Here is a 19,589-nt window from a genome sequence, read left to right on the forward strand (position 1 = left end):
ATTTTGGCCAACTCGCAGAACGTTGTGGGAACACGGCGTGGAGGATTGACCCGAGAAGTGCGCGGTCGTGACATTACGCTCCAATTTGAGGAGCGTTTTGATGAGTACGGGTATTTCGAGTTCGGATTTTGTCGGCCAATGGAGCCTGAGCTTCGCCGACATTGATTTCATCAATTCCAAACCGGCCGCTACCAGGCTCGGCTTGGCCGCGCAGTTGAAGTTTTTCAGCGCACGCGGATTTTTCGCTGACGATGGCACATTGGTCCCGCACGATGCTGCCGTATACTTGGCCGAGCAGATCGGCGTCCCAGCCGACGAACTGTCCGGTTATGATTTCGGCGGGAGAAGCGCCCGACGGCATTGCGCCGAGATTTTGCAGTATCTCGGCTTTCGCCGAATGACGCGAGGAGACCGGGAAGCGCTTTCTTGCTGGATTATCGGCGAACTTTGCCCGTCCGGACAATCCGTCAGCGCCATGCTTGAGGCGGTATTTCTTTGGTGCCGGGATCGCAATATCTATGGTCCGTCTGCCAAGGAGCTTGAACGGCTTGTTCGTTCGCAACGGCAACAATATTTGGACGGCTGGCTTCATGAGGTGAGCGACGCGCTTCCGCCTGAGACTGTATTGGCGATGGAAAGCTCCCTGGCTGACGCGGAAGGGCCGACGGGCTTCAATGCGATGAAGGCCGACGCGGGGCGAGCAACGCTCGACAACATTCTGGAGGTGACCGCCCGGCTGGCGTTCATCCGAAAACTGAACCTCCCACGGAATATACTTTCAGACATCAACCCGGCGTGGATCGAGCAAGTTACCCGCCGGGTTTCCGGCGAAAAGGCATCGGAAATGCGCCGCCACACGCAGACCCGTCAGCTCGCGCTGTATGCGGTGTATCTGATGGGGCGTGAAACGGCGATGACCGATGCAATGGTCGAGTTGCTGGTGGAAACGGTGCACAAGATCGCAACCAGGTCGAAACGGAAGGTGGTGGGTGACATCGCCAAGGATGTCGAACGGGTCTATGGCAAAGAACGGCTACTCATCGACATTGCCACCGCATCGATTGAGGATCCGGACGGTCGCATCTGCGATGTCATCTTTCCTGTTGTCGGCAAGGAAAAGCTGGCGGCGATAATCAAGGAAGGCAATGCCAAGGGTGCGCTCGACCGCCGCATCTATGCCGTCATGCGCAATTCATGGGCCAATCATTATCGACGAATGCTGCCAAGTCTGCTTTCCGTGCTGGAGTTCCGCTCGAACAATGCAGTCTGGCGACCGGTCTTGTCCGCCCTCGACTGGATCAAGGCGAGGCTGGATGATGGGTGCCGGTTCGTGCCGCAGAAAGATGTGCCGATAGACGGAGTGATCCCGGCAAAGTGGCGCAGTTCGGTCATTGATGGAAATGGTCGCGTCAACCGGATCAGCTATGAACTCTGCGTCCTGACCCAACTGCGGGAATGCATCCGGTCCAAGGAAATCTGGGTTGCCGGCGCTGACCGTTACCGCAATCCTGATGATGATCTGCCGAAGGACTTTGCGGCTAGACGCTCCTCTTATTATTCCACGCTGAACCTGACACAGGATGCCTGCGAATTTGTGGCAATGGCTCGCCAAGAGCTGGAACACGAGTTGCTGCTCCTAAACGAAACAATCCCGCGAAACGAGAAGGTGAAAATCCTCTGGCGCGGCGAAAACCGGATATCGATCACGCCGTTCAAGCCAGCACCGGAACCGAAAGGGCTGGTAGCCATCAAATCGGAAATCGGTCAGCGCTGGCCGATGACGGGCCTCCTCGATGTCCTGAAGGAAGCAGCCTTGGACACCGGGCTTCTCGATGCGTTCGAGACCTCGGCCTCCCGTGTTGCGCTGCCCAAGGCTGTTCTGGATCAGCGACTGCTTCTTTGCCTGTACGGCCTCGGCACCAATCCCGGGCTGAAGCGGGTGGCCGGCGCCACCACCGATGCCAGCTATGAGGAGCTTTTGCATGTGCATCGCCGCTTCGTTGACGCGGGCGCTTTGCGGGAAGCCTGCGCTCGGGTCGCCAATGCCACCCTTGCAATTCGCAACGCAGCAGTCTGGGGTGACGCCGGGACGGCCTGCGCGTCGGATTCCACGAAGTTCGGGGCCTGGGATCGCAACCTGATGACGGAGTGGCATGCCCGCTATGGCGGGCGCGGCGTCATGATCTACTGGCATGTCGAAAAGCGGGCCACCTGCGTCTATTCTCAGCTCAAGCGGTGCTCGTCATCGGAAGTCGCATCAATGATCGAAGGCGTTCTTCGGCATTGCACCGATCTGGAAATCCAGCGGCAATATGTCGATAGCCACGGCCAGAGCGCCGTTGGTTTTGCCTTCTGCCGGTTGCTCGGCTTTGAACTTGCCCCGCGCCTGAAGGTGATTGCCCGGCAGAAGCTGGCACTACCGGATGCGAGCTTCCGGACAAGATTTCCGAACCTGCTTCCGATCCTTTCCAACCCGATCAACTGGGAGGAGATCGAGCAGCAATATGACGAAATGGTCAAATATGCCGCTGCCATGCAGACGCGCACAGCCGATCCCGAGGCGATCCTGCGCCGCTTCGCACGGGCCGAAGTGATGCATCCGACCTACAAGGCGCTCAGCGAATTCGGGCGCGCGGTCAAGACGATCTTTCTATGCCGCTACCTTCGACAGGAAGCCTTCCGCAGGGAAATCCATGAAGGACTCAACGTTGTCGAAAACTGGAATAGCGCCAACGGTTTCGTCTTCTTCGGAAAGGGTGGTGAAATGGCGACCAACCGCATTGATGAGCAGGAGGTTTCGGCACTGGCGCTACACCTCCTTCAGGCTTCGCTCGTCTATGTGAACACGCGCATGCTACAAACGGTGCTTGCCGAACCAGCCTGGCACGGCCGTATGGCACCGGAAGATTATCGCGGCCTCACCCCGCTGATCTATGCTCACGTCAATCCTTATGGCCGGTTCGATCTCGATCTGGACAGCAGGATAGATTTCGGCAAAATCGCCGCATGAGCAGCGGCGCGAAAATGCGCGTTGCAAAACTCAGGCGCAAAATTTCAACTTTTGTTGGGATTTTTGCGACAAAAACGTATTGCCGTCACAACCTTGCAAGCTCGATCTCATAGCTGAAGAAGCAATGCTTTCGGTTCATTTCAGGAATTGCAAATGACTGTCATCCTCTATGATCTTGTTGGTTCCAGCGAAGACGTTCGCTTCAGCCCTCATTGCTGGAAAACGCGCATGTCTCTTGCACACAAGGGGCTTGAGTATCAGACCGTTCCGACGACTTTTGTCGGGGTGCCGCAGGTCGAGAACGGCGCTTCCAGAACGATCCCCGTCATCCGCGACGGCGAACGGGTCATTGCCGATTCCTTTGCGATCGCGCTCTATCTCGACGAAGCTTATCCCGATCGCCCTGCCTTGTTCGATGGCGACGGCGGTAGATCGATGGGCCGTTTCATCGAGCGGTGGTCTCAACTCACGCTTCACCCCTATATAGGGGTGGCAACCCTAATGGAGGAAGTTGGCCTCCTAGAGCCGGCGAGTGCTGCCTATTTCAGGAAAAGTCGCGAGGCCAAATTCGGGCGGACATTGGAAGATGTGGCGAAAGATCGAGACGCAAGGCTTGCAGCCTTTCGGTCCGCGCTGGAACCGTTGCGCTCGATGCTGACTTATCAACCCTTCATCGGCGGCTCCTCGCCTCTTTTTCCCGATTACATCGTGTTCGGCGCCTTCCAGTGGGTCAGGACCACGACGACATTTCAGGTTTTGGAGAAGGATGACCCCGTGAGCGTATGGTTCGAACGCTGCCTGGATTTGCACGGGGGGCTTGGGCGATCGGCTCCGAGCGCGCTCGGAATGGCAGCAGTAGGGGAAAATATAGGTGCCTGATCATCGTCCCATCCAGCTCCCGGCAGCAGAACTTCTTGAGTTTTTCGCGTTGGCGGAACGCCTCAAGACGGAGCTGCGACATTCCTGGCTGTCAAATGGCCGGCAGGAGAGCGTGGCCGAGCACACATGGATGATGGCCCTGATGGCGATCACATTGGCCCCGAGTCTTGAACACCCGGTTGATCTCGGCCATGTGCTCAAGCTCATCATCGTGCATGATCTCGCGGAAGTGCGAGTTGGTGATATTCCTGTCTTCGAAGTGTCCGAGCGGAAGAATGCCAAGGTGAAGGCCGAGTTGGCCGCTATGGTCGAGCTTCAAGGTATGCTTCCTGAAGAGACCGGCAAGCTCATTGCATCATTGTGGCATGAATACGAGGACGGAACGACAGCCGAGGCACAGTTCGCGCGGGCGATCGATCACCTCGAAGTGCAAGCTCAGCACAATTTAGCAAAGCTGGATACATGGGAGGCGATCGAACACGATCTCGTTTATACGAAGATGGATGATCGATGCGCGCACGATCTGGCATTGTGGGAAATGGCTCAGGCGCTGAGAACCCAAGCCGAAAACAAACTGGCGGAAGGGGACGTTGATATTTCCGTCCTACGCGCTCGGCACGGTTTGCCATTGCCGCAACAGGATTCGCAGAACTCCTGACCTTCGAACGTTGCTAACGTCGGCATAGCATCTCATGCAGAAGTCGGGATTATTGGGGTAATGGAGGAAAGATGGAAAGTGAAACGAGACCGACACGAGCAACAATAATACTCTCCACAGGAATGGCCCTGTCAGGAACGGCAGGGCTTTTTTCCGTCTCGTCCGGGCAACCGACTCTTAACGTCGTGTTTTTCCGCTGCCTCTTCGGAGCATTGGCGCTCATATGCTGGGTATCGCTGCGGGGCAGCTGGAAAAGTCTTTTTTCTATCGAACGGCGACTGTGGCCGCTTGTGCTGGTGAGCGGCATCTGTCTGGTCCTCAACTGGCTGACCCTCTTCGAGGCGTTCCATCGCACCTCGATCGGCTTTGCAACGATCATCTATCATCTGCAACCCTTCTGGATCGTGCTCGCTGGGGGGCTGCTCCTGAAAGAGGCATTGTCCCGGCACAAGATCGGCTGGATATGCCTCGCCTTCGTCGGCCTCGTCCTCACCATCCTGCCGAAGATCGGGGACATGCAGACCGACAGAAATTGGCTGATCGGCGTCGGTCTGGCGCTCGTCGCCTCGCTCTTCTATGGCGCGACGACACTAACTACGCGCGCGGTCAAGGGCGTGAAGCCGGACGTTCTGAGCGCTGTTCATTGCCTGATCGGATGCATTGCCTTCCTGCCGTTTCTCAACACAGCAGCACTCCAATCGGGTAGCGCCAGCATGTGGGGATGGCTCGTCGGTCTTGGCGTCATCCATACCGGCATCGTCTATGTATTGCTGTACACGGCCTATCCAAAGGTCCCTACCGCCGTCATTGCCGCCGCTGCATTCTTGAACCCTGCTGTCGCTCTGTTATCCGACTTCCTCGTCTTCGGCCGTTCAATCACTGTAATGCAGGCTGTTGGCTTGGGTCTGATCCTGCTTGCCGCTCTCGGCGTAAATCTCGGCTGGCCGTTCTCCCTCGGAAAGCTCCGCGTCTCGTCGCAGAATTCCTGATTTTGCGGCGTTGCAGAAGTCGGGGTAACATATTGAGCGAAATCCGGGATTTTTGCGACACGGAACCCACCGAAAAATAAACGTGGCGCGGCTCATGAGGCGGTCGGGCCGCACCAAGAGGTGCCAGAGTGTTTAGAACCGCCAAGGTGAGTGGAAGCGGATCGGCAATGTACAGCTACCGTGCAAGCGGCATTACGCAGGAACAAAGTCAAATGCGGTCAAGCAAATAATCATCTTCTATTGCAAATAGGGAAGGTGGATCACAGGAGAACCCATGCCTCTTTTGGACAGGCTGATCTGGCAAATTGAAACAAATCTGGACTCAGAGCTGTCCCTTCCAACATTGTCGGAACGCTGCGCGGTCAACATCCACCATATGTGTCGAGTGTTTCAACTCGCCACCGGAATGTCGATCATGTCCTATGTACGCGCGCGCAGGCTGTCTAACGCAGCCCGCGCTATCGTATCAAGCAACACCAACATAGTCACGGTCGCGTTGGACGCAGGCTACGGTTCTCATGAGGCTTTCACACGCGCCTTTGCAAGCTATTTCGGCACTGCCCCGAGCAGCCTGCGCAATGAGCGCTTCGCCGTGAAGCTAAACCTTATGGAGCCCTTTGAGATGAATAAAGAAATGATCGTTCCGGTCAGCCCACCCCAGAAACGCGAACGTGCATCCTTCCGTGTCGTCGGCCTCGGCACCGACTGCTCGTTCGCGAAAACAGGAGCCCTTCCGGCCCTTTGGCAATCCTTTTTCGCGCGTGAAAGCGATATCATCGGTGTAGTGCCCGGAGCAGCTTATGGCGTTTGCTGCATGGGCGATGAGGCAGGCAATTTCCGCTATATCGCTGGCGTCGAGGCGTCGGCTTCAACACCGGGGATGGAGCAGATCGAGCTGTGTTGGCAGCATTATACCGTGTTTACACACAGCGGCCATATTTCCGACCTGTCAAAAACCATCTACACGATCTGGAACAAGACCATGCCAGATTTAGGGCTTGAGGCCGCCAAAGCACCTGACTTTGAGCTATATGATCACCGGTTCGATGGCCGAACTGGCCGTGGGGAGATGGAGATATGGATACCGATCATCTCGTGATGGTCGCGTAACTCCTGATTTTGCAGCGCTGCAAAAGTCGGATTAACATATCGAGCAAATGTCGGGATTTTCGCGACATTTTCATGGTCGCCTGAAAGCTATCAGTACCGTGAAGGCAAGGAGGCCCAAGCCAACGCTTATCGGCACCGCAGCAGGCGAAATGAAGTCCATGACGAAGCCGGTGCCAGTAGAGCCCATAATGCTGCCTGTCGAGTAGGCTAGGGAGAAGCTGGCAGTTCCGGCAACAAGCATACCGCCCTGGAACCGCTCACCCAAGATTGTGAGGGCGCATGTGCTCAGGGCGAAGGTCACAACGCCAATGACCGCGAACGTCATGAGGATTGCAGGCTCGGAGTGTAGGAACGGGATCAGCAGGAACGCGACCGCACCCACAAGCCCGCAGCCAAATGCGACCCCCGCACGCGAAGTCCTGTCCAGCAGCCATCCGACGCAGGGTTGCGCAAGCGCGGTCGGCAGCGAAAGCACGGTGATGGCATAGGCGGCAAACGCTTCTGTGTGGCCGACACGAACGAAGTAGACGGCCATGCCCGAGATCGCGGCAATATCGGCAAAGCCGAAGGCCAGTTCCATGATGACCAGAACGGGGGCGACCCGGATGAAGCGGAACAGCGCACCGGAGGGCGCGGGCTGGGGTAGCGTTCGCGCGTTGCCGCTAAAGGCCACGCTGGCAAAACCGATTAGCGCGACATAAACGGCGACAATGGCGAAAGCGAAACCGTTCTCCGTGCCGACGAGCGGAATGGCCAGAGGACCGGCGGCAAAGCCCGCGCACATTCCAGCGCCATAAAAGCCGGAGATACGCCCACGGATGCGGTCTGGGCTCGCCGTGTTTAGCCATGCGCCGCTCAGGATGGAAATCAGGCTGGCGCAGAAACCGATAACGAAGCGCGCGGCGAACCAAAGCGGTAGATAATCGGTCAGGGCAAATGCCGCCAGGCTGACAGAACAGCCAAACAAAGCGGCGATGATGAGACGATCGCCGCGAAAGCGGCCGGTAAGTTTGTCGATCGTCAACACGGCAGTCGCCGCTCCCACCGCATACCCCGCAGAATTGAAGCCGATCATACTGCCCGACATCCCCCTGCTTTGCAGCACGAGTGAAATGAGCGGGAAGGTAAGACCTTGGGCTATAGCGAAAGCAGTCACGCTCAATATCACAACAGCGATGGCGGCCCAATCCGGGGCGTCAGCTTCGTGTGTCCTCATAGAGATCATATCATTTGCCTATTCGTCTTTAGTGTCGGCGCATCTGGAATCCTCTACCCGGTTTCGCTATGTCTATCTGTCGATGGTAAGCCAAAGTGCATCTAGGAATCGTCAATCTGATGGTGGCCCTGCAGAACAACGCATTCAAGAACCCTGACGAGACGCGAAGGCCCCGCTATCTCGGTGAGGCGATCAGCCCGGTATCCGGTGAAAGTTCCGACTGGCACACCCATGAGTTTGGGCAGCTTGTTTCCGCCGCGTCCGGCTCGATGTATGTCGGCACCCGGAACCGTGTCCTTTTACTTAGCCCTGCGATGGTGGTCTGGATTCCACCAGATGTGGAGCATTGGAATCGGTACGGATCGAACAACGATATGCTCTATGTCGATGTGAACCGAGACGAGGCAAGCAGGCTCGGAGCGGAGAGCCGTATCATGGCGATGACGCCGCTTCTGAACGCCTTGATGGCCGCGACCTTGCCCGAGAACTTATCCGGCCGTGCGAGCCGTCACATCGTCGCGCTGCACGACCTGCTCCGCGAGGAATTGATCGCGGCCAAGGACGTGTCGCTCTCCATCGTCATGCCGAACGACAGGCGTATTCGGCACTTCGCCGAGGCCGCTCTGGACGATCCCGGCAGGGTAGAATCGGTCGATGTCTGGCTTGCCGATGCCGCTGCCAGCCGCAAGACTATCGAACGCCTGTTCATCGCGGAAACAGGTATGCCACCCTCGCGGTGGTTGCGGCAGGCGCGTATTCTGCACGCGGTATCGCGGCTTGCCGCTGGTGAGAAAGTGAGTTCGGTAGCGTTCAGTCTCGGATACGAGTCGTCGAGTGCGTTCGCTTATATGTTCCGCAGCACTCTCGGGATGAGTCCAAGCGATTTCAGCCGAGCGGCCGACATTCGGCGCAACGTGGCGAACTCGTGACAACGGGTTCTTTTGCGATTGTCGAGGAATTCCTAATTTTGCAGCGCTATAAATGTCGAGATAACAAATCGAACAAAACTCGGGATGTTCGCGACAGTCCGTTTGAGCCCAAAGCCGCTATTGAACATGGGGGATGAGTTCACGTACTAAGCTCCGTCCGATCAGGAGCAACGCTTCATTGCAGCCACCACCAGATGACGCTTGGGAACCATGGTCCCCGGATGAATTGTTTGCCCGCCTCGGCGGGTCTAACACCGACTGGTACATCGTAGGCGGCTGGGCCCTGGACCTTTGGTACGGCGAGCCGACCCGTGCGCATGAAGACTTGGAGTTCGCGGTGCTTGACTGCCAAACTCAACGCTTTCGCGGCGCCCTGTCGGAGCTGGAGTTCTTCACAGCGAAGGATGGCCAACTTGATCATCTCCCCCTGGCAGAACCACTGCCCACGGATGTTTGGCAGCAATGGGGTGCGGATATTGGCGCCGGGCGCTGGCGCGTCGACATGATGGTCGATCGGGGATCGCCGGATATGTGGGTCTACAAGCGCGATCCATCATTCACCTTGCCGCGAACCACAGCCATACGCGCAACAGCCGGCGGCATCCGATATCTGGCACCGCACATCGTCCTGCTCTTCAAAGCTAAGCACGCCCGCGAGAAAGATCACGGGGACTTCCGCAATTCCCTACCTCGCTTGGAATCCAGTGAGAAATCCGCCCTTCGTCGATGGCTGGAGGTGCTGCATCCGGGGCATGCTTGGCTTCAGGAACTTCAATCCTGCTGACAGTCCGCTTAGCTGCCAGTCTTTCGCGCAGATCGTAATGTTGCAGCGCTGCAAAAGTCGGGCAGCGTATCGAGCAAAACGCCGGACTTTTTCGACGGTGTCTAACGCCCGAGTAAGATTGCGCCGGCCGCAACAATGACGCAGGCGAGAATGCGCCGGACGGCGAGGGTTTCGCCAAGAAACAGCCAGCCGATCAGAACGGCGAACACAACGCTTGTCTCCCGTAGCGCCGTGATCGGGCCGGCCGGCCCGAGGGCGAAGGCCGCGACCACGACGCCATAGGCGATCATTGCGACCAGCCCGCCGGCGAGCGCCTTCCACGTGTCGGGTGCGCGAAAATCGACCACGAGCCGCCGACGCAGGGCAAGGAATGCTGCCGTAAGGAATGCTCCGTAAAGCACGAGCACCCATGCCGTGTAGGCCCCGCTTTGCCCGGTTTGCCTAACACCTATGGAATCGACAGTCGCATAGGCGGCGATGATAGCGCCGGTCGCCAACGCGAAAAGGATGGACGAGATAGAGGCTCGCCCTTTCCCGAGCACCAGACTCATGATGCCGACGGCAACAAGGACGACGCCGGCAATCTGGTAGGGATTGAGCTTATCGCCGGTGACGATGAACCCGCCAAGCGTCACCAGCAGCGGCACGGTTCCGCGCACAATCGGGTAGATTTGCCCTAATTCGCCGTAGCGATAGGCGGCGACGAGGAAGACGCTGTAGCCGACCTGTAGGGCGGCCGAAAGAAAGATGTATACCCACGCTCCGGACGCCGGCAGAGGGTAGATGAACAGGAACGGGAGCGCGAAAACCGTGCTGGCGAAGCTCATCACGGTCACAGTCCAGAGCCGATCGCCGCCGCTGCGCAGAAAGGCGTTCCATGTGGCGTGCAGGATCGCGGCAAACAGCGCCAGACCGATGACGGCCGCGCTCAATGAAGCGCCCCCGCCGATGCCAGTGCATCGGCCGCCGTCCTTCGAGCGCTGACGATGGCCGTCTTGCCTTGCCCCATATGCGCCAGGACGGTCGCGCCCTCGATCAGCATGAACAGCGTCGTTGCGACATGCCCGGCGCGATCATCGGGTAGAATATCCCGGAGCCTCTGTTGCAGGTCTTGCTTTTGCCGCGCAACCGCCTCGAACACGGCGTGTCCTGGCTCACCGAACTCCGCAAGAGCGTGCTGGAAGAGACAGCCGTGAAATTCCGGGCTGTCGAACCAGCGTTCGTGCCAGTCGAAAATCGCCGCGATCTTCTCGCCTGGCGTCATTGCCGCGCCGGCGAGCTGGTCGAGCTGTCGCCCGTACCGTTCCGCCCGCCAGTTCAGGACCTCGACTATCAGCCCATCCTTGCTAGGGAAGTGCCGATACATGGTCATCTTGGCGACCTCGGCCTCGGCAATGATCTTGTCTATGCCGGTGGCGTGGAAGCCGTCGCGTTTGAAAAGGCGATAGGCGGTTTCAACGATGTGTTGGCGCTTCTCGGCAGCGTCGGCGCGCAGTGTCATGACAAAGCCCTATATGATACAGACCTGTCTCACTCATATGTCGATTGATAGCTTTGGTCAATGGGCGTCGGAACGCCTGGATAGGAACAACGCCAGCCCCGCTGAGATCGCCCCAAAGGCGCATGTGCCAGTCCAGCCCCACGCCGCATATGCCGCGCCGCCGACACCAGCGCCCACCGCGCCCCCGAGCAGCATGGTCGCCATGAACACAGTATTCAGCCGGCTCCGCGCGGTCGGATCGAGAGCATAAACCCGCGCCTGGTTAGCGACCTGCGAGGACTGCACCGCAAGGTCCAGGATCAGAATACCGATGACGAGTGCCACAAGGGAGCCTTGCCACAGGCCGAATATTGCAAAAGCGACGATGACAAGGCCCGCTCCGATCGAGACGACCACGGCAGGGCCGCGCCGATCCGCGAAACCGCCGGCGATTGGGGCGGCGAGCGCGCCGGCGACACCGACAAGCGCCAGAAGGCCGACCGCCGTGCCGCCGAGCTGATATGGCGGCTCGGACAGCAGCAGCGCGAGATTCGACCAGAAGCCGATGAAGGCCGCGAAGATCAGGAATTGAACAACCACCGCATGCCTTAGAATGCGATGTGTTCGGACCAGCGTCCATAGGGAGCCGAGCAAGCGCGGATAGCTCAAATCGGTTGTCGGCGGAACGCGGGGCAGCCAGAGCGCCAGCGCCGCGCCAATCGCAACCATCAGTCCTGCCGCAAACCAAAATACGAAAGGCCAACCCCAAAGATCCGAGATCATACCGCTGACCGTGCGGGCAAGCAGGATGCCGATCAGGATGCCGCCCGTGACCTTACCGAGAATTCGCCCTCGTTCCGCAGGTGGTGCCAGATGCACGGCGAGCGGAACGATCTGTTGCGCGACCGTGGCGAACAGGCCAACCGCGAGACTTGCGGTCGCGAGCCACATGAAGCCGGGAGAGACGGCCGCGCCGATCAGCGCCGCCACCAGAGCGCCGATCGTCACGAGGATGAGGGACTTACGTTCCAGCCGGTCCCCGAGCGGTGCGAGGAACAGCACGCCGAACGCGTTGCCGGCCTGGGTCAGCACCGGCACGATGGTGGCAGCCCCGGCCGCCAGCCCGAAATCCGCCGTCAGATGGCCGAGGAAAGCCTGATTGTAATAGCTGTTGGCGACGGCAGCGCCCGCCCCGACCGCCAGAAGGCGGACCAGGGCGGCGGACAGGTGTTGGGATCGGGCATGTTCTGTTTGCATGCAGAACAGACATACAGTTCGGCCCTACGCGCACAAACCATATCTCTTGCTGAACGATTTAGTTCAGCTAAACTCCGGCCCATGGCTACACCCGTTTCCCTTGGTGCGCTGCGCACTTTCGTAGAGGTCGGCCGGCAGGGCAGCATCAAGCGCGCCGCGCAGGAACTGAACGTGACGCCGGGGGCCGTGAGCCAGCAGGTCAGGGCGCTGGAAGCGCGCTTCGGCGTCGGGCTCCTTGAGCGCGGAAACCGTGAGGTGAGGCTGTCGGCGCATGGCCTGCGCCTGTTCAGCAAACTCGCGCCGGGCTTCGAGCAGATCGACGCGGCCGTGCAATTGTTCGATGATCGACGACCAGGACCGCGCTCCTTGGTCGTCAGCACCACGCCATCCTTTGCCGCGTGCTGGCTAACGCCGCGCCTCGGCCGCTTCGCCACGCTGCACCCCGAAATCGAGCTTCGGATTGAAACCTCCGTACAGCTCGCGGACATGACAAGCGGCATGATTGATATAGCGATCCGTCACGGTTCCGGGGACTATCCGGGCCTAGATGCGGCCTTGCTGTTCACGCCCCGGCTCGTGGCGGTCGCAAGCCCGTCGCTCCTGATCGATGGTCCCTTGAGAGTCCCGGCCGACTGCCTCCGCTATCCGCTGCTACAGGATCGCGACCGGGCCGACTGGCCGATCTGGTTTGAAGCGCATGGCGTTAAGTCGGCCCGCAACGCGGCGAAGGGGCCGAGCTATGCTGATGACACCTTGTTGATCCAGGGTGTCATTGCCGGCCAGGGGCTTGCTATTGTGCGCGATGTTTATGCTGCCCGCGCGCTGGACGCCGGGAGCATCATGCTTGCGATCGACGCGCCCGTTTCGACGCAGACAGGGTATTTCGTCGTCGTGCAGCTAGGTAGGATCACCATGTCGAAGATCGCGGCATTCCGCCAATGGATCATGCAAGAGGCGAGCCTCGCATAATTCCTACAATACGCGGCTGTCCTGATGGATCGCCTCTTTAAGCCATTTGACGAAATGCTCTGTCTTCGGTCTCCCCGGCCGGATCACCTGCACGGCATAAACATAGTTGCTATCCACAGATCCAAAAGGTGCGCGCAATCGACCGCAGCCAACGTCCTCAGCCACCAGATGCCAGGGAGCGATTGCGACGCCGAGACTGTTGAGGGCAGCCTCAATGGTCATGTGATAATGATCGAAAATTCGCGTTCCGCCGATTTCGTTATACCCCTCCGTATGCGTCAGGCGCGCCCATTCGCGCCAGGCATCAGGCCGCGTCCGTGTCTCCAATCTTGGCAGCGCGAGCATATCGGTCCGGTTATCCACTGCAAGCGATGGCGCGACGACCAGCGCCAACTTCTCGCGGAAAAGCAGTGAACTGTTTTCCGGAAGACCGATTTCCCCAGGTAGAACCAGAATCTGAACATCGATGTGACCGCGTGCGCGCCGATCATCCGTTGCAAGCCGAACGTCATAGTGTGGATACTTGGCTGTAAAGCCGTGAAGACGTGGAATAAGCCAACGCATGGCAAAGGTGCTGAGGCAGGCCACGTCCAAAATGCCGCTATCGCCTCGCCCTATGATGCGAAGCGCGTCCTCCATCTGATCGAAAGCGGCGGTCAGGGCAAAGCCGAATACCCGGCCCTCTGCGGTAAGCTTCGGACGGTTTCGCGCTCCCTCAAACAATTCTGCGCCGACAAATGTCTCAAGATGACTGACATGACGGCTAACCGCCCCGTGGGTCACCCCGAGTTCTTCGGCGGCTGATGACAGTTGGCCATGCCGTGCGGCGGCCTCGAAGGCTCTCAGGGCAGCGACGGGTAGGTTCTTACGGCTTTTCATGTGATTTTTACTCACAATGAAACGGCCGAAATGTCAATAAGCAAAGCACACTGATGATGATAGATAGTGCTTCATTGAAATGATGAGGTGAACCATGCCATTTGTCAGAACAGCCATGCCTAAAGGAACAGAGAAATCACGGAAAGAACAGATCGTACAAGGAATTCACGAAGCCCTGGTCGAGGGTATCGGTATGCCGAAGGATGAGTTGTTCAATCTTGTGAGCGAATATGAAGACGGCGCGTTCTTCTATGATCGAAGCTTCAACGGCATTGCGCGTTCCGAAAACCTGATTGTCGTGGAAATCACAATGCGCAGGGGCAGAAGCGATGCCATGAAATGCCAGCTCTATGCTGCCATCACCCGGAACCTTGAAGCGGCGGCGGCTGTGTCGCCCAAAGACGTTTTTATTTTCATGCACGAAAACGACTATTCGGACTGGAGCGTCGGAAACGGGGTGTTCGCTATGGCAATAGCCCAGCAGCGCGGCGCGGACAGCTAAGCCCAGCTATCGCGAAATTCCTAGTTTTGCAGCGCTGCAAAAGTCGGGGTAACATATCGAGCAAAATCCGGGATTTCCGCGATGCCTAATCCTCCTTGAAAGCCGCGCTTGACATTGACACTAATGTCAAGGTGCTAGGCCTGTGTGGAAAGGGATCGAGATGCAGATCAAGGAAGCGGCCGAAAGGCTCGGGATTTCGGAACGCATGTTGCGGCACTACGAGAAGGCGGGCCTCGTGGACGCTCGCCGCTCGGAGAATGGCTATCGCAGCTATAGCGAAGCCGACCTGCGCCGCGCGGGCCGTATCCGCGATCTCATTGGGACTGGCTTTTCCACACGCGAGGTCCGCGCCATGGCGGCCTGCCTCTCCGACGAGGGGGCTGGCCCCTGCGAGGGCAGTATTCCGCAATTGCTGGAAAAGCTTGAGCATATCGACCGGCTGCGCGCCGATCTCGATGCACGGAGGGAAGCGGTCCTCGGCCGCCTCGCCATGTTCCGGGAGTCCCTTTCGCTCCATCACGAAAGGAACGACCCAAACCATGCTACGCCTGATATTTCTCTTCCTGATCGCCTTCCTCGTGGGAGCCGACGAATTCCTGCTGGGACCAATCCTGACACCGATCGGCGCTGACCTTTCGGTTCCTCCCGAGCGCATTGCCCTCTTCATCACCGCCTACAGCTTGCCGTTGGCGTTCATGGCTCCGATCCTCGGCGGCATCTCCGATCGACATGGCCGTCTCGCCGTGCTCGTGCCTGCAACCCTCGTGTTCGGTCTGGCATCGCTTGCCACGTCCCTCGTGCCTAGCTTCGAGATCGGGATCGCGACCCGCATCCTGACCGGTGCGGCCAGTGGCGGGATGCTCGGCATCGCCATGGCGATGGCCGGCGATCTCGGTGAGAGGGGAGCGGCCAAAGCCATGGCCTTCGTCACGTCGGGCCTAACGCTTGGCATCATCCTCAGCCCTGGAATTGGGGCAGTCTCGGCAGAATTCTGGTCATGGCGCTTTGCATTCGGCGCGATCGGCGGGCTGGCTTTGATCGTGATGCTGGTCGGCCTTCCATCGTTGCGGGAGGCTCGCAGGGCGAACAGTCGGCCGAACATGGATATCGCCGAACCGGCAGGGCCGCTCTTCGTGCCTGGCGCGTTGGGAAGCCTGATCGCCATGGCGGCAGGTCTCGGCGGTGCCATCGGCTGCTTTGCCCTCGTCGGTGAGCTGCTTCGCTCCCTCTACGACTGGGATACGGCAACGGTCGGCATGATCTATGCCGCCTTCGGCATTCTCACACTGGCCGGCAACTTTGCCATGCCGATCGCGCTGGCGCGGATCGGAAGCGGCCGGGCCCTGATGCGGGTCGCACTGCTGTTCGTGATGGCCGCTATTGCCGTTACCTATGTCTTTGACGCGCTCGGACCGATTCCGATCTTGCTGGCCCTGGCAATCTGGGCAGTCCTCGGCGGCATAGGTGCCCCTGGTCTGCAAACCCACATCGCGCAGCTTTCGCCGTCCCGCAGAGGCGCGTTGATGGCTCTGGCCGGAAGCGCTATGAATCTCGGTGTAGCGGGAGCTTCCGCGCTTGTTGCTGGCGTTTACCCAACCGGTCCGGCATGGGTTGCCGCCGTCGGCGCAGGGCTGATCGCAATTGCGATTGTTGCCCTTCGTCCGGATACTCGAGACTTTTCGCAAATTTCCTAATTTTGCAGCGCTGCAAAAGTCGGGCTAACATATCGAGCAAATGTCGGGATTTTCGCGACAGGAGAGGAAATGGAATGAAGGCCGTGTCTGCCGGAGCTCTGGAGATTGCTTACAACGAAGCGGGGTCGGCTGACGGGCTACCAGTCGTGTTACTACATGGCTTCCCCTATGATGTACGCGCCTATGACGTAGTATCGGAAATTCTGATCGCTTCGGGCCATCGCTGTATCGTTCCATTCCTCCGGGGCTTTGGGGCCACACGCTTTCTCTCCGAAAGCTCACCACGTTCCGGTGAACAGGCGGCTTTGGGCGCGGACTTATTGGAGCTGTTGAATGCTCTTTCCATCGAAACAGCGATCCTTGGCGGGTATGATTGGGGCGGTCGGGCTGCGTGCATTGTCTCCGCTCTATGGCCGGAAAGGGTACGCGGGCTGGTGAGTTGCGGCGTCGGCTACAACATCCAGAATATTGCCCAAGCCGGGAACCCTGTGCCGCCGGAGGAAGAGGCCCGATACTGGTATCAGTACTACTTTCACTCTGAGCGAGGTCGTAAGGCTCTCGAAGAGAACCGCCGTGGCGTCTGCGAATTCATATGGAAAATCTGGTCGCCTACGTGGGTGTTCGACGGGCCAACCTTTGATCGCACCGCCGCGTCTTTCGACAATCCCGATTTCGTGGATATTGTGATCCACTCATACCGACATCGCTTCGGCGGCATCCCCGGCGATCCTGCACTTGCGGAGATCGAAGCTCGGTTGGCAGAGCAGCCGGATATTTTGGTCCCAACGATTGTTCTCCAAGGTGGAGACGATGGTGTCGATCCTCCTGCATCAATCGACTATGATAAACCCCACTTCAAGGCGGCATACGAGCGACGGATTGTGCCCGGTGCTGGTCACAATCTGCCGCAGGAGGCACCCCAAGCCTTCGCAGCAGCGATCCTCGACTTGTCGCAGAAATCCTACAGACCGTCCGAAAACTCAGATTGAATATTGCGCCGTAGAATTTGGTTCTGTCGCGCGGCACCTATGGAAAAGCTGATGCTACGGGGTGCGGGGTATGTGGGCCCTGTTAGCATCAAATTCTAACAAAATTTCTTGGAGGCGAGTTTTCGGACAGTCTGCCTAACATTCGCGAATCTGGCTTGGCTCTGCGAGGTAGAGGGTGATTAGGCGGACTAGCTCTGTCTGCATCGCAGGGTCGGCGATGGCACCACGCCGTGCTGCATTGTGGATCACCCCGGCAATCGCGTCCGAAATCACGCGGGCCGCAACATGATCGGCTGGATTGGGCTGGCGCTTCCGGTACGTGGCGACGGCTTCGGCGTAGTAGGAGAGATATTCGACCTCGAATGCGCCGTTGGGGTTGCGATACCCTTCAGAACTTGGAGCTTCGTCTAGCAGGACACGATGCAGGCCAGGATACACGCTATGGGCTGCGACCACGGCTTGCACCAGTTGCGCCGCGAACTCTGCTGGCGATACGCCCTCCGCGCGGACTTTTCGCATGACCGCCATGCTGTCATCCATGTGCCTATGGCGGATCGCATCTACCAGAGAGAGCTTGTCGGGGAAATATTGGTAGAGGGAACCGATGCTGACGCCGGCCAGCTCCGCGATCCTGTTCGTCGTGAACCCCGCCAATCCTTCATCACTCAGAATGCGAGCACCGGCCTGAACAATCGTTTCGACTGTTGCGCGGGATCGCGCTTGTCGCGGCTCCTTGCGCATCACCGATTGCTTCTTTGCAATGCGAGTAGACAAAAAGCCACCTCCGTAGAGAATGTGTAGGACTTGCTCACATTTCTAAACCTCGAAGGGATCGGTTGCAATGAGCACCTTGCTCCAGACGCTCTACGGCTATCACGCTTGGGCCAATGTCGATTTATTCAACAAGCTGGAAAGCCTTGACCCTGAGAAACATGGGGCGGAGCTGCAAACCGCTCTCAGGCTAATCAGCCATTACTATGTGGTTTCGCGGATATTCGCCGGTCATCTGCAAGGCACTCCTCATGGCTTTATCTCCGATAATCTCGAAGAAACGCCAGCACTGAATGAGCTAAGGACCGCCGTCATATCATCTGACCAGTGGTATCTCGGCTACCTTGACACAGTCTCCCCCACTGCACTCTACGAGGCAGTCGCCTTCACCTTCACCGATGGCGACAAGGGCTACATGACGCGTGAGGAAATGCTGACCCATGTTGCCTTGCATGGCGGCTATCACCGGGGCGAGGTGGGCCGCATTCTCTGGCTACTTTCCATAACCCCACCTTGGGACACGTTTGCTGTCTACCTTCACCAGACCGAACCAGCGCGGCGGCAGCAGAGCGGCAAGCAGTCGGGTCCGGCCTGATGGATAAGCTCACGTTGATATTGTCGCGGGAATCCTGACTTTTCATCGGAAGCATTGCGAACTGAAAACGCTCCCAAATTCGTGTCGCAAAAATCGAACGCAAAAGTCCGCCTCTTGAGGAGAATTTTTGCGACCGCGTTTTGTGCGGTGTCATTTTTGGGTAAGCCCTAAAGTGACATTCAAATGTGACGCGCCTGGACTGTAACAAAAGGGTGGATTTTCGATCAAAGTGACGTTACACAATCGAAACCACCCTAATGTTACTGAATTGCCATGGCCCGCATCGGATACGCTCGCGTCAGCACTACAGATCAGGACCTCGATATTCAGAACGAGCGTCTGAAGGCCGCAGGTTGCGAAATCATCCGATCAGAAACCGGATCTGGAGCGTCCCGGAAGGGGCGATCCGAGCTGGAAACCATTATGCAGTTTCTGCACGCGGGCGACGAGCTGGTGGTTCTGCGACTTGATCGGCTCGGCCGTTCCACACGCGACGTTCTCAATCTCGTTCATGAGCTTGACGAAAAGGGCGCGTCACTCCGCATTCTTGAGCCCGAAGTCACGACAGCCGGAAGCATGGGTCGAATGGTCATCACCATCCTCGGCATGGTCGCCGACATGGAACTCAAGTTCATCAAAGACAGGCAACGAGCGGGCATCGACGCGGCAAAAGCTGACGGCATCTACACGGGCAGGAAGAAGAATGTCGATGACGCGGAAATCCGCAGCCGGATCGCGGCTGGCGCAACGAAAGCCGCCGTTGCTCGTGAGTTGAACATTTCCAGGATGACTGTCTACCGCGCCTTGGAAGGTCAAGGTTCGCAGTAAGCTTCAGCGTGATTGCACGTTCGTCATCTGTTCTTTGAGTTGGCCAAAAA

General features: G+C 58.3%; 20 protein-coding genes. 14 read left to right on the forward strand and 6 right to left on the reverse strand.

Going from position 1 to position 19,589, the window contains the following annotated elements; all coding sequences use genetic code 11:
- Window positions 1-100: 100 nt before the first annotated feature.
- The 5 genes from FB593_RS26615 (at window position 101) to FB593_RS26635 (ending at window position 6,635) form a co-directional block, all read left to right on the forward strand.
- On the forward strand, window positions 101-3,010 hold the full coding sequence (locus FB593_RS26615; protein ID WP_145167521.1) for a Tn3 family transposase: 2,910 nt from the start codon (window positions 101-103) through the stop codon (window positions 3,008-3,010).
- 153 nt (window positions 3,011-3,163) lie between these two features.
- The gene (locus FB593_RS26620) at window positions 3,164-3,889 is read left to right on the forward strand and encodes a glutathione S-transferase family protein (protein WP_145167523.1); all 726 of its coding nucleotides are present in this window, start codon (window positions 3,164-3,166) and stop codon (window positions 3,887-3,889) included.
- A complete protein-coding gene (locus FB593_RS26625) occupies window positions 3,882-4,547 on the forward strand; it encodes an HD domain-containing protein (RefSeq protein ID WP_145167525.1) in 666 nt (221 codons plus the stop codon). Before FB593_RS26620 ends, FB593_RS26625 begins: the two co-directional genes overlap by 8 nt.
- Before the next feature lie 71 nt (window positions 4,548-4,618).
- Complete coding sequence (locus FB593_RS26630; protein ID WP_145167527.1) at window positions 4,619-5,536, forward strand: DMT family transporter; 918 nt, start codon at window positions 4,619-4,621, stop codon at window positions 5,534-5,536.
- 274 nt (window positions 5,537-5,810) lie between these two features.
- Entirely contained in the window at window positions 5,811-6,635 is an 825-nt protein-coding gene (locus tag FB593_RS26635; protein ID WP_145167528.1) for an AraC family transcriptional regulator, read from the forward strand.
- A gap of 81 nt (window positions 6,636-6,716) precedes the next feature.
- Here FB593_RS26635 and FB593_RS26640 read toward each other — a convergent pair whose 3' ends face one another.
- Window positions 6,717-7,862, reverse strand: a complete 1,146-nt coding sequence (locus tag FB593_RS26640) for an MFS transporter (RefSeq protein WP_321186347.1) — start codon at window positions 7,860-7,862, stop codon at window positions 6,717-6,719.
- Between the two features lie 119 nt (window positions 7,863-7,981).
- Here FB593_RS26640 and FB593_RS26645 point away from each other — a divergent pair, with 119 nt between their 5' ends.
- Both FB593_RS26645 and FB593_RS26650 read left to right on the forward strand, forming a co-directional pair.
- On the forward strand, window positions 7,982-8,791 hold the full coding sequence (locus tag FB593_RS26645) for an AraC family transcriptional regulator (RefSeq protein WP_145167532.1): 810 nt from the start codon (window positions 7,982-7,984) through the stop codon (window positions 8,789-8,791).
- 133 nt (window positions 8,792-8,924) lie between these two features.
- Window positions 8,925-9,575 (forward strand): nucleotidyltransferase domain-containing protein, encoded by a 651-nt coding sequence (locus FB593_RS26650; RefSeq protein WP_145167534.1) that lies wholly within the window; start codon window positions 8,925-8,927, stop codon window positions 9,573-9,575.
- A 101-nt stretch (window positions 9,576-9,676) separates the two neighbouring features.
- Here the strand turns inward: FB593_RS26650 and FB593_RS26655 are convergent, their stop codons facing one another.
- The 3 genes from FB593_RS26655 to FB593_RS26665 are packed head-to-tail and all read right to left on the reverse strand — an operon-like array spanning window position 9,677 to window position 12,312.
- Window positions 9,677-10,507, reverse strand: coding sequence for a DMT family transporter (locus FB593_RS26655; RefSeq protein ID WP_145167536.1), 831 nt, complete (start codon window positions 10,505-10,507; stop codon window positions 9,677-9,679).
- Complete coding sequence (locus FB593_RS26660) at window positions 10,504-11,076, reverse strand: TetR/AcrR family transcriptional regulator (RefSeq protein ID WP_145167538.1); 573 nt, start codon at window positions 11,074-11,076, stop codon at window positions 10,504-10,506. Before FB593_RS26660 ends, FB593_RS26655 begins: the two co-directional genes overlap by 4 nt.
- Before the next feature lie 57 nt (window positions 11,077-11,133).
- Window positions 11,134-12,312: an MFS transporter gene (locus FB593_RS26665; RefSeq protein WP_145167539.1), complete on the reverse strand. Its 1,179-nt coding sequence runs from the start codon at window positions 12,310-12,312 to the stop codon at window positions 11,134-11,136.
- A gap of 81 nt (window positions 12,313-12,393) precedes the next feature.
- On the opposite strand from FB593_RS26665, the gene FB593_RS26670 reads away from it, so the two are divergent.
- Window positions 12,394-13,281 (forward strand): LysR substrate-binding domain-containing protein, encoded by an 888-nt coding sequence (locus tag FB593_RS26670; protein WP_145167541.1) that lies wholly within the window; start codon window positions 12,394-12,396, stop codon window positions 13,279-13,281.
- Between the two features lie 3 nt (window positions 13,282-13,284).
- Here FB593_RS26670 and FB593_RS26675 read toward each other — a convergent pair whose 3' ends face one another.
- A complete protein-coding gene (locus FB593_RS26675) occupies window positions 13,285-14,160 on the reverse strand; it encodes a LysR substrate-binding domain-containing protein (RefSeq protein WP_145167542.1) in 876 nt (291 codons plus the stop codon).
- Between the two features lie 94 nt (window positions 14,161-14,254).
- Between FB593_RS26675 and FB593_RS26680 the strand changes: the two genes are divergently transcribed.
- From FB593_RS26680 to FB593_RS26695, 4 genes are all read left to right on the forward strand, one after another.
- Window positions 14,255-14,662, forward strand: coding sequence for a tautomerase family protein (locus FB593_RS26680; protein WP_145167543.1), 408 nt, complete (start codon window positions 14,255-14,257; stop codon window positions 14,660-14,662).
- 160 nt (window positions 14,663-14,822) lie between these two features.
- Complete coding sequence (locus tag FB593_RS26685; protein ID WP_145167545.1) at window positions 14,823-15,293, forward strand: MerR family transcriptional regulator; 471 nt, start codon at window positions 14,823-14,825, stop codon at window positions 15,291-15,293.
- The gene (locus FB593_RS26690; RefSeq protein ID WP_145167547.1) at window positions 15,202-16,356 is read left to right on the forward strand and encodes an MFS transporter; all 1,155 of its coding nucleotides are present in this window, start codon (window positions 15,202-15,204) and stop codon (window positions 16,354-16,356) included. The genes FB593_RS26685 and FB593_RS26690 overlap by 92 nt, the downstream gene beginning before the upstream one ends.
- A gap of 74 nt (window positions 16,357-16,430) precedes the next feature.
- Window positions 16,431-17,345 (forward strand): alpha/beta fold hydrolase, encoded by a 915-nt coding sequence (locus FB593_RS26695; RefSeq protein ID WP_145167549.1) that lies wholly within the window; start codon window positions 16,431-16,433, stop codon window positions 17,343-17,345.
- Between the two features lie 135 nt (window positions 17,346-17,480).
- Here FB593_RS26695 and FB593_RS26700 read toward each other — a convergent pair whose 3' ends face one another.
- Complete coding sequence (locus FB593_RS26700) at window positions 17,481-18,119, reverse strand: TetR/AcrR family transcriptional regulator (protein ID WP_321186348.1); 639 nt, start codon at window positions 18,117-18,119, stop codon at window positions 17,481-17,483.
- 67 nt (window positions 18,120-18,186) lie between these two features.
- Here FB593_RS26700 and FB593_RS26705 point away from each other — a divergent pair, with 67 nt between their 5' ends.
- A complete protein-coding gene (locus tag FB593_RS26705; RefSeq protein WP_145167551.1) occupies window positions 18,187-18,711 on the forward strand; it encodes a DinB family protein in 525 nt (174 codons plus the stop codon).
- 273 nt (window positions 18,712-18,984) lie between these two features.
- Window positions 18,985-19,539, forward strand: a complete 555-nt coding sequence (locus FB593_RS26710; RefSeq protein ID WP_145167553.1) for a recombinase family protein — start codon at window positions 18,985-18,987, stop codon at window positions 19,537-19,539.
- Window positions 19,540-19,589: the final 50 nt, after the last annotated feature.

Source organism: Rhizobium sp. SJZ105 (assembly GCF_007828365.1).
Taxonomy (GTDB): Bacteria; Pseudomonadota; Alphaproteobacteria; order Rhizobiales; family Rhizobiaceae; genus Agrobacterium; species Agrobacterium tumefaciens.

Bases quoted from the DNA above. Each gene is read 5' to 3' on its own strand.
- FB593_RS26615 (WP_145167521.1), top strand. From the start codon at position 101: ATGAGTACGGGTATTTCGAGTTCGGATTTTGTCGGCCAATGGAGCCTG.
- FB593_RS26620 (WP_145167523.1), top strand. From the start codon at position 3,164: ATGACTGTCATCCTCTATGATCTTGTTGGTTCCAGCGAAGACGTTCGC.
- FB593_RS26630 (WP_145167527.1), top strand. From the start codon at position 4,619: ATGGAAAGTGAAACGAGACCGACACGAGCAACAATAATACTCTCCACA.
- FB593_RS26635 (WP_145167528.1), top strand. From the start codon at position 5,811: ATGCCTCTTTTGGACAGGCTGATCTGGCAAATTGAAACAAATCTGGAC.
- FB593_RS26640 (WP_321186347.1), bottom strand. From the start codon at position 7,862: ATGAGGACACACGAAGCTGACGCCCCGGATTGGGCCGCCATCGCTGTT.
- FB593_RS26645 (WP_145167532.1), top strand. From the start codon at position 7,982: ATGGTGGCCCTGCAGAACAACGCATTCAAGAACCCTGACGAGACGCGA.
- FB593_RS26650 (WP_145167534.1), top strand. From the start codon at position 8,925: ATGAGTTCACGTACTAAGCTCCGTCCGATCAGGAGCAACGCTTCATTG.
- FB593_RS26660 (WP_145167538.1), bottom strand. From the start codon at position 11,076: ATGACACTGCGCGCCGACGCTGCCGAGAAGCGCCAACACATCGTTGAA.
- FB593_RS26665 (WP_145167539.1), bottom strand. From the start codon at position 12,312: ATGCAAACAGAACATGCCCGATCCCAACACCTGTCCGCCGCCCTGGTC.
- FB593_RS26670 (WP_145167541.1), top strand. From the start codon at position 12,394: ATGGCTACACCCGTTTCCCTTGGTGCGCTGCGCACTTTCGTAGAGGTC.
- FB593_RS26675 (WP_145167542.1), bottom strand. From the start codon at position 14,160: ATGAAAAGCCGTAAGAACCTACCCGTCGCTGCCCTGAGAGCCTTCGAG.
- FB593_RS26680 (WP_145167543.1), top strand. From the start codon at position 14,255: ATGCCATTTGTCAGAACAGCCATGCCTAAAGGAACAGAGAAATCACGG.
- FB593_RS26685 (WP_145167545.1), top strand. From the start codon at position 14,823: ATGCAGATCAAGGAAGCGGCCGAAAGGCTCGGGATTTCGGAACGCATG.
- FB593_RS26690 (WP_145167547.1), top strand. From the start codon at position 15,202: ATGCTACGCCTGATATTTCTCTTCCTGATCGCCTTCCTCGTGGGAGCC.
- FB593_RS26695 (WP_145167549.1), top strand. From the start codon at position 16,431: ATGAAGGCCGTGTCTGCCGGAGCTCTGGAGATTGCTTACAACGAAGCG.
- FB593_RS26705 (WP_145167551.1), top strand. From the start codon at position 18,187: ATGAGCACCTTGCTCCAGACGCTCTACGGCTATCACGCTTGGGCCAAT.
- FB593_RS26710 (WP_145167553.1), top strand. From the start codon at position 18,985: ATGGCCCGCATCGGATACGCTCGCGTCAGCACTACAGATCAGGACCTC.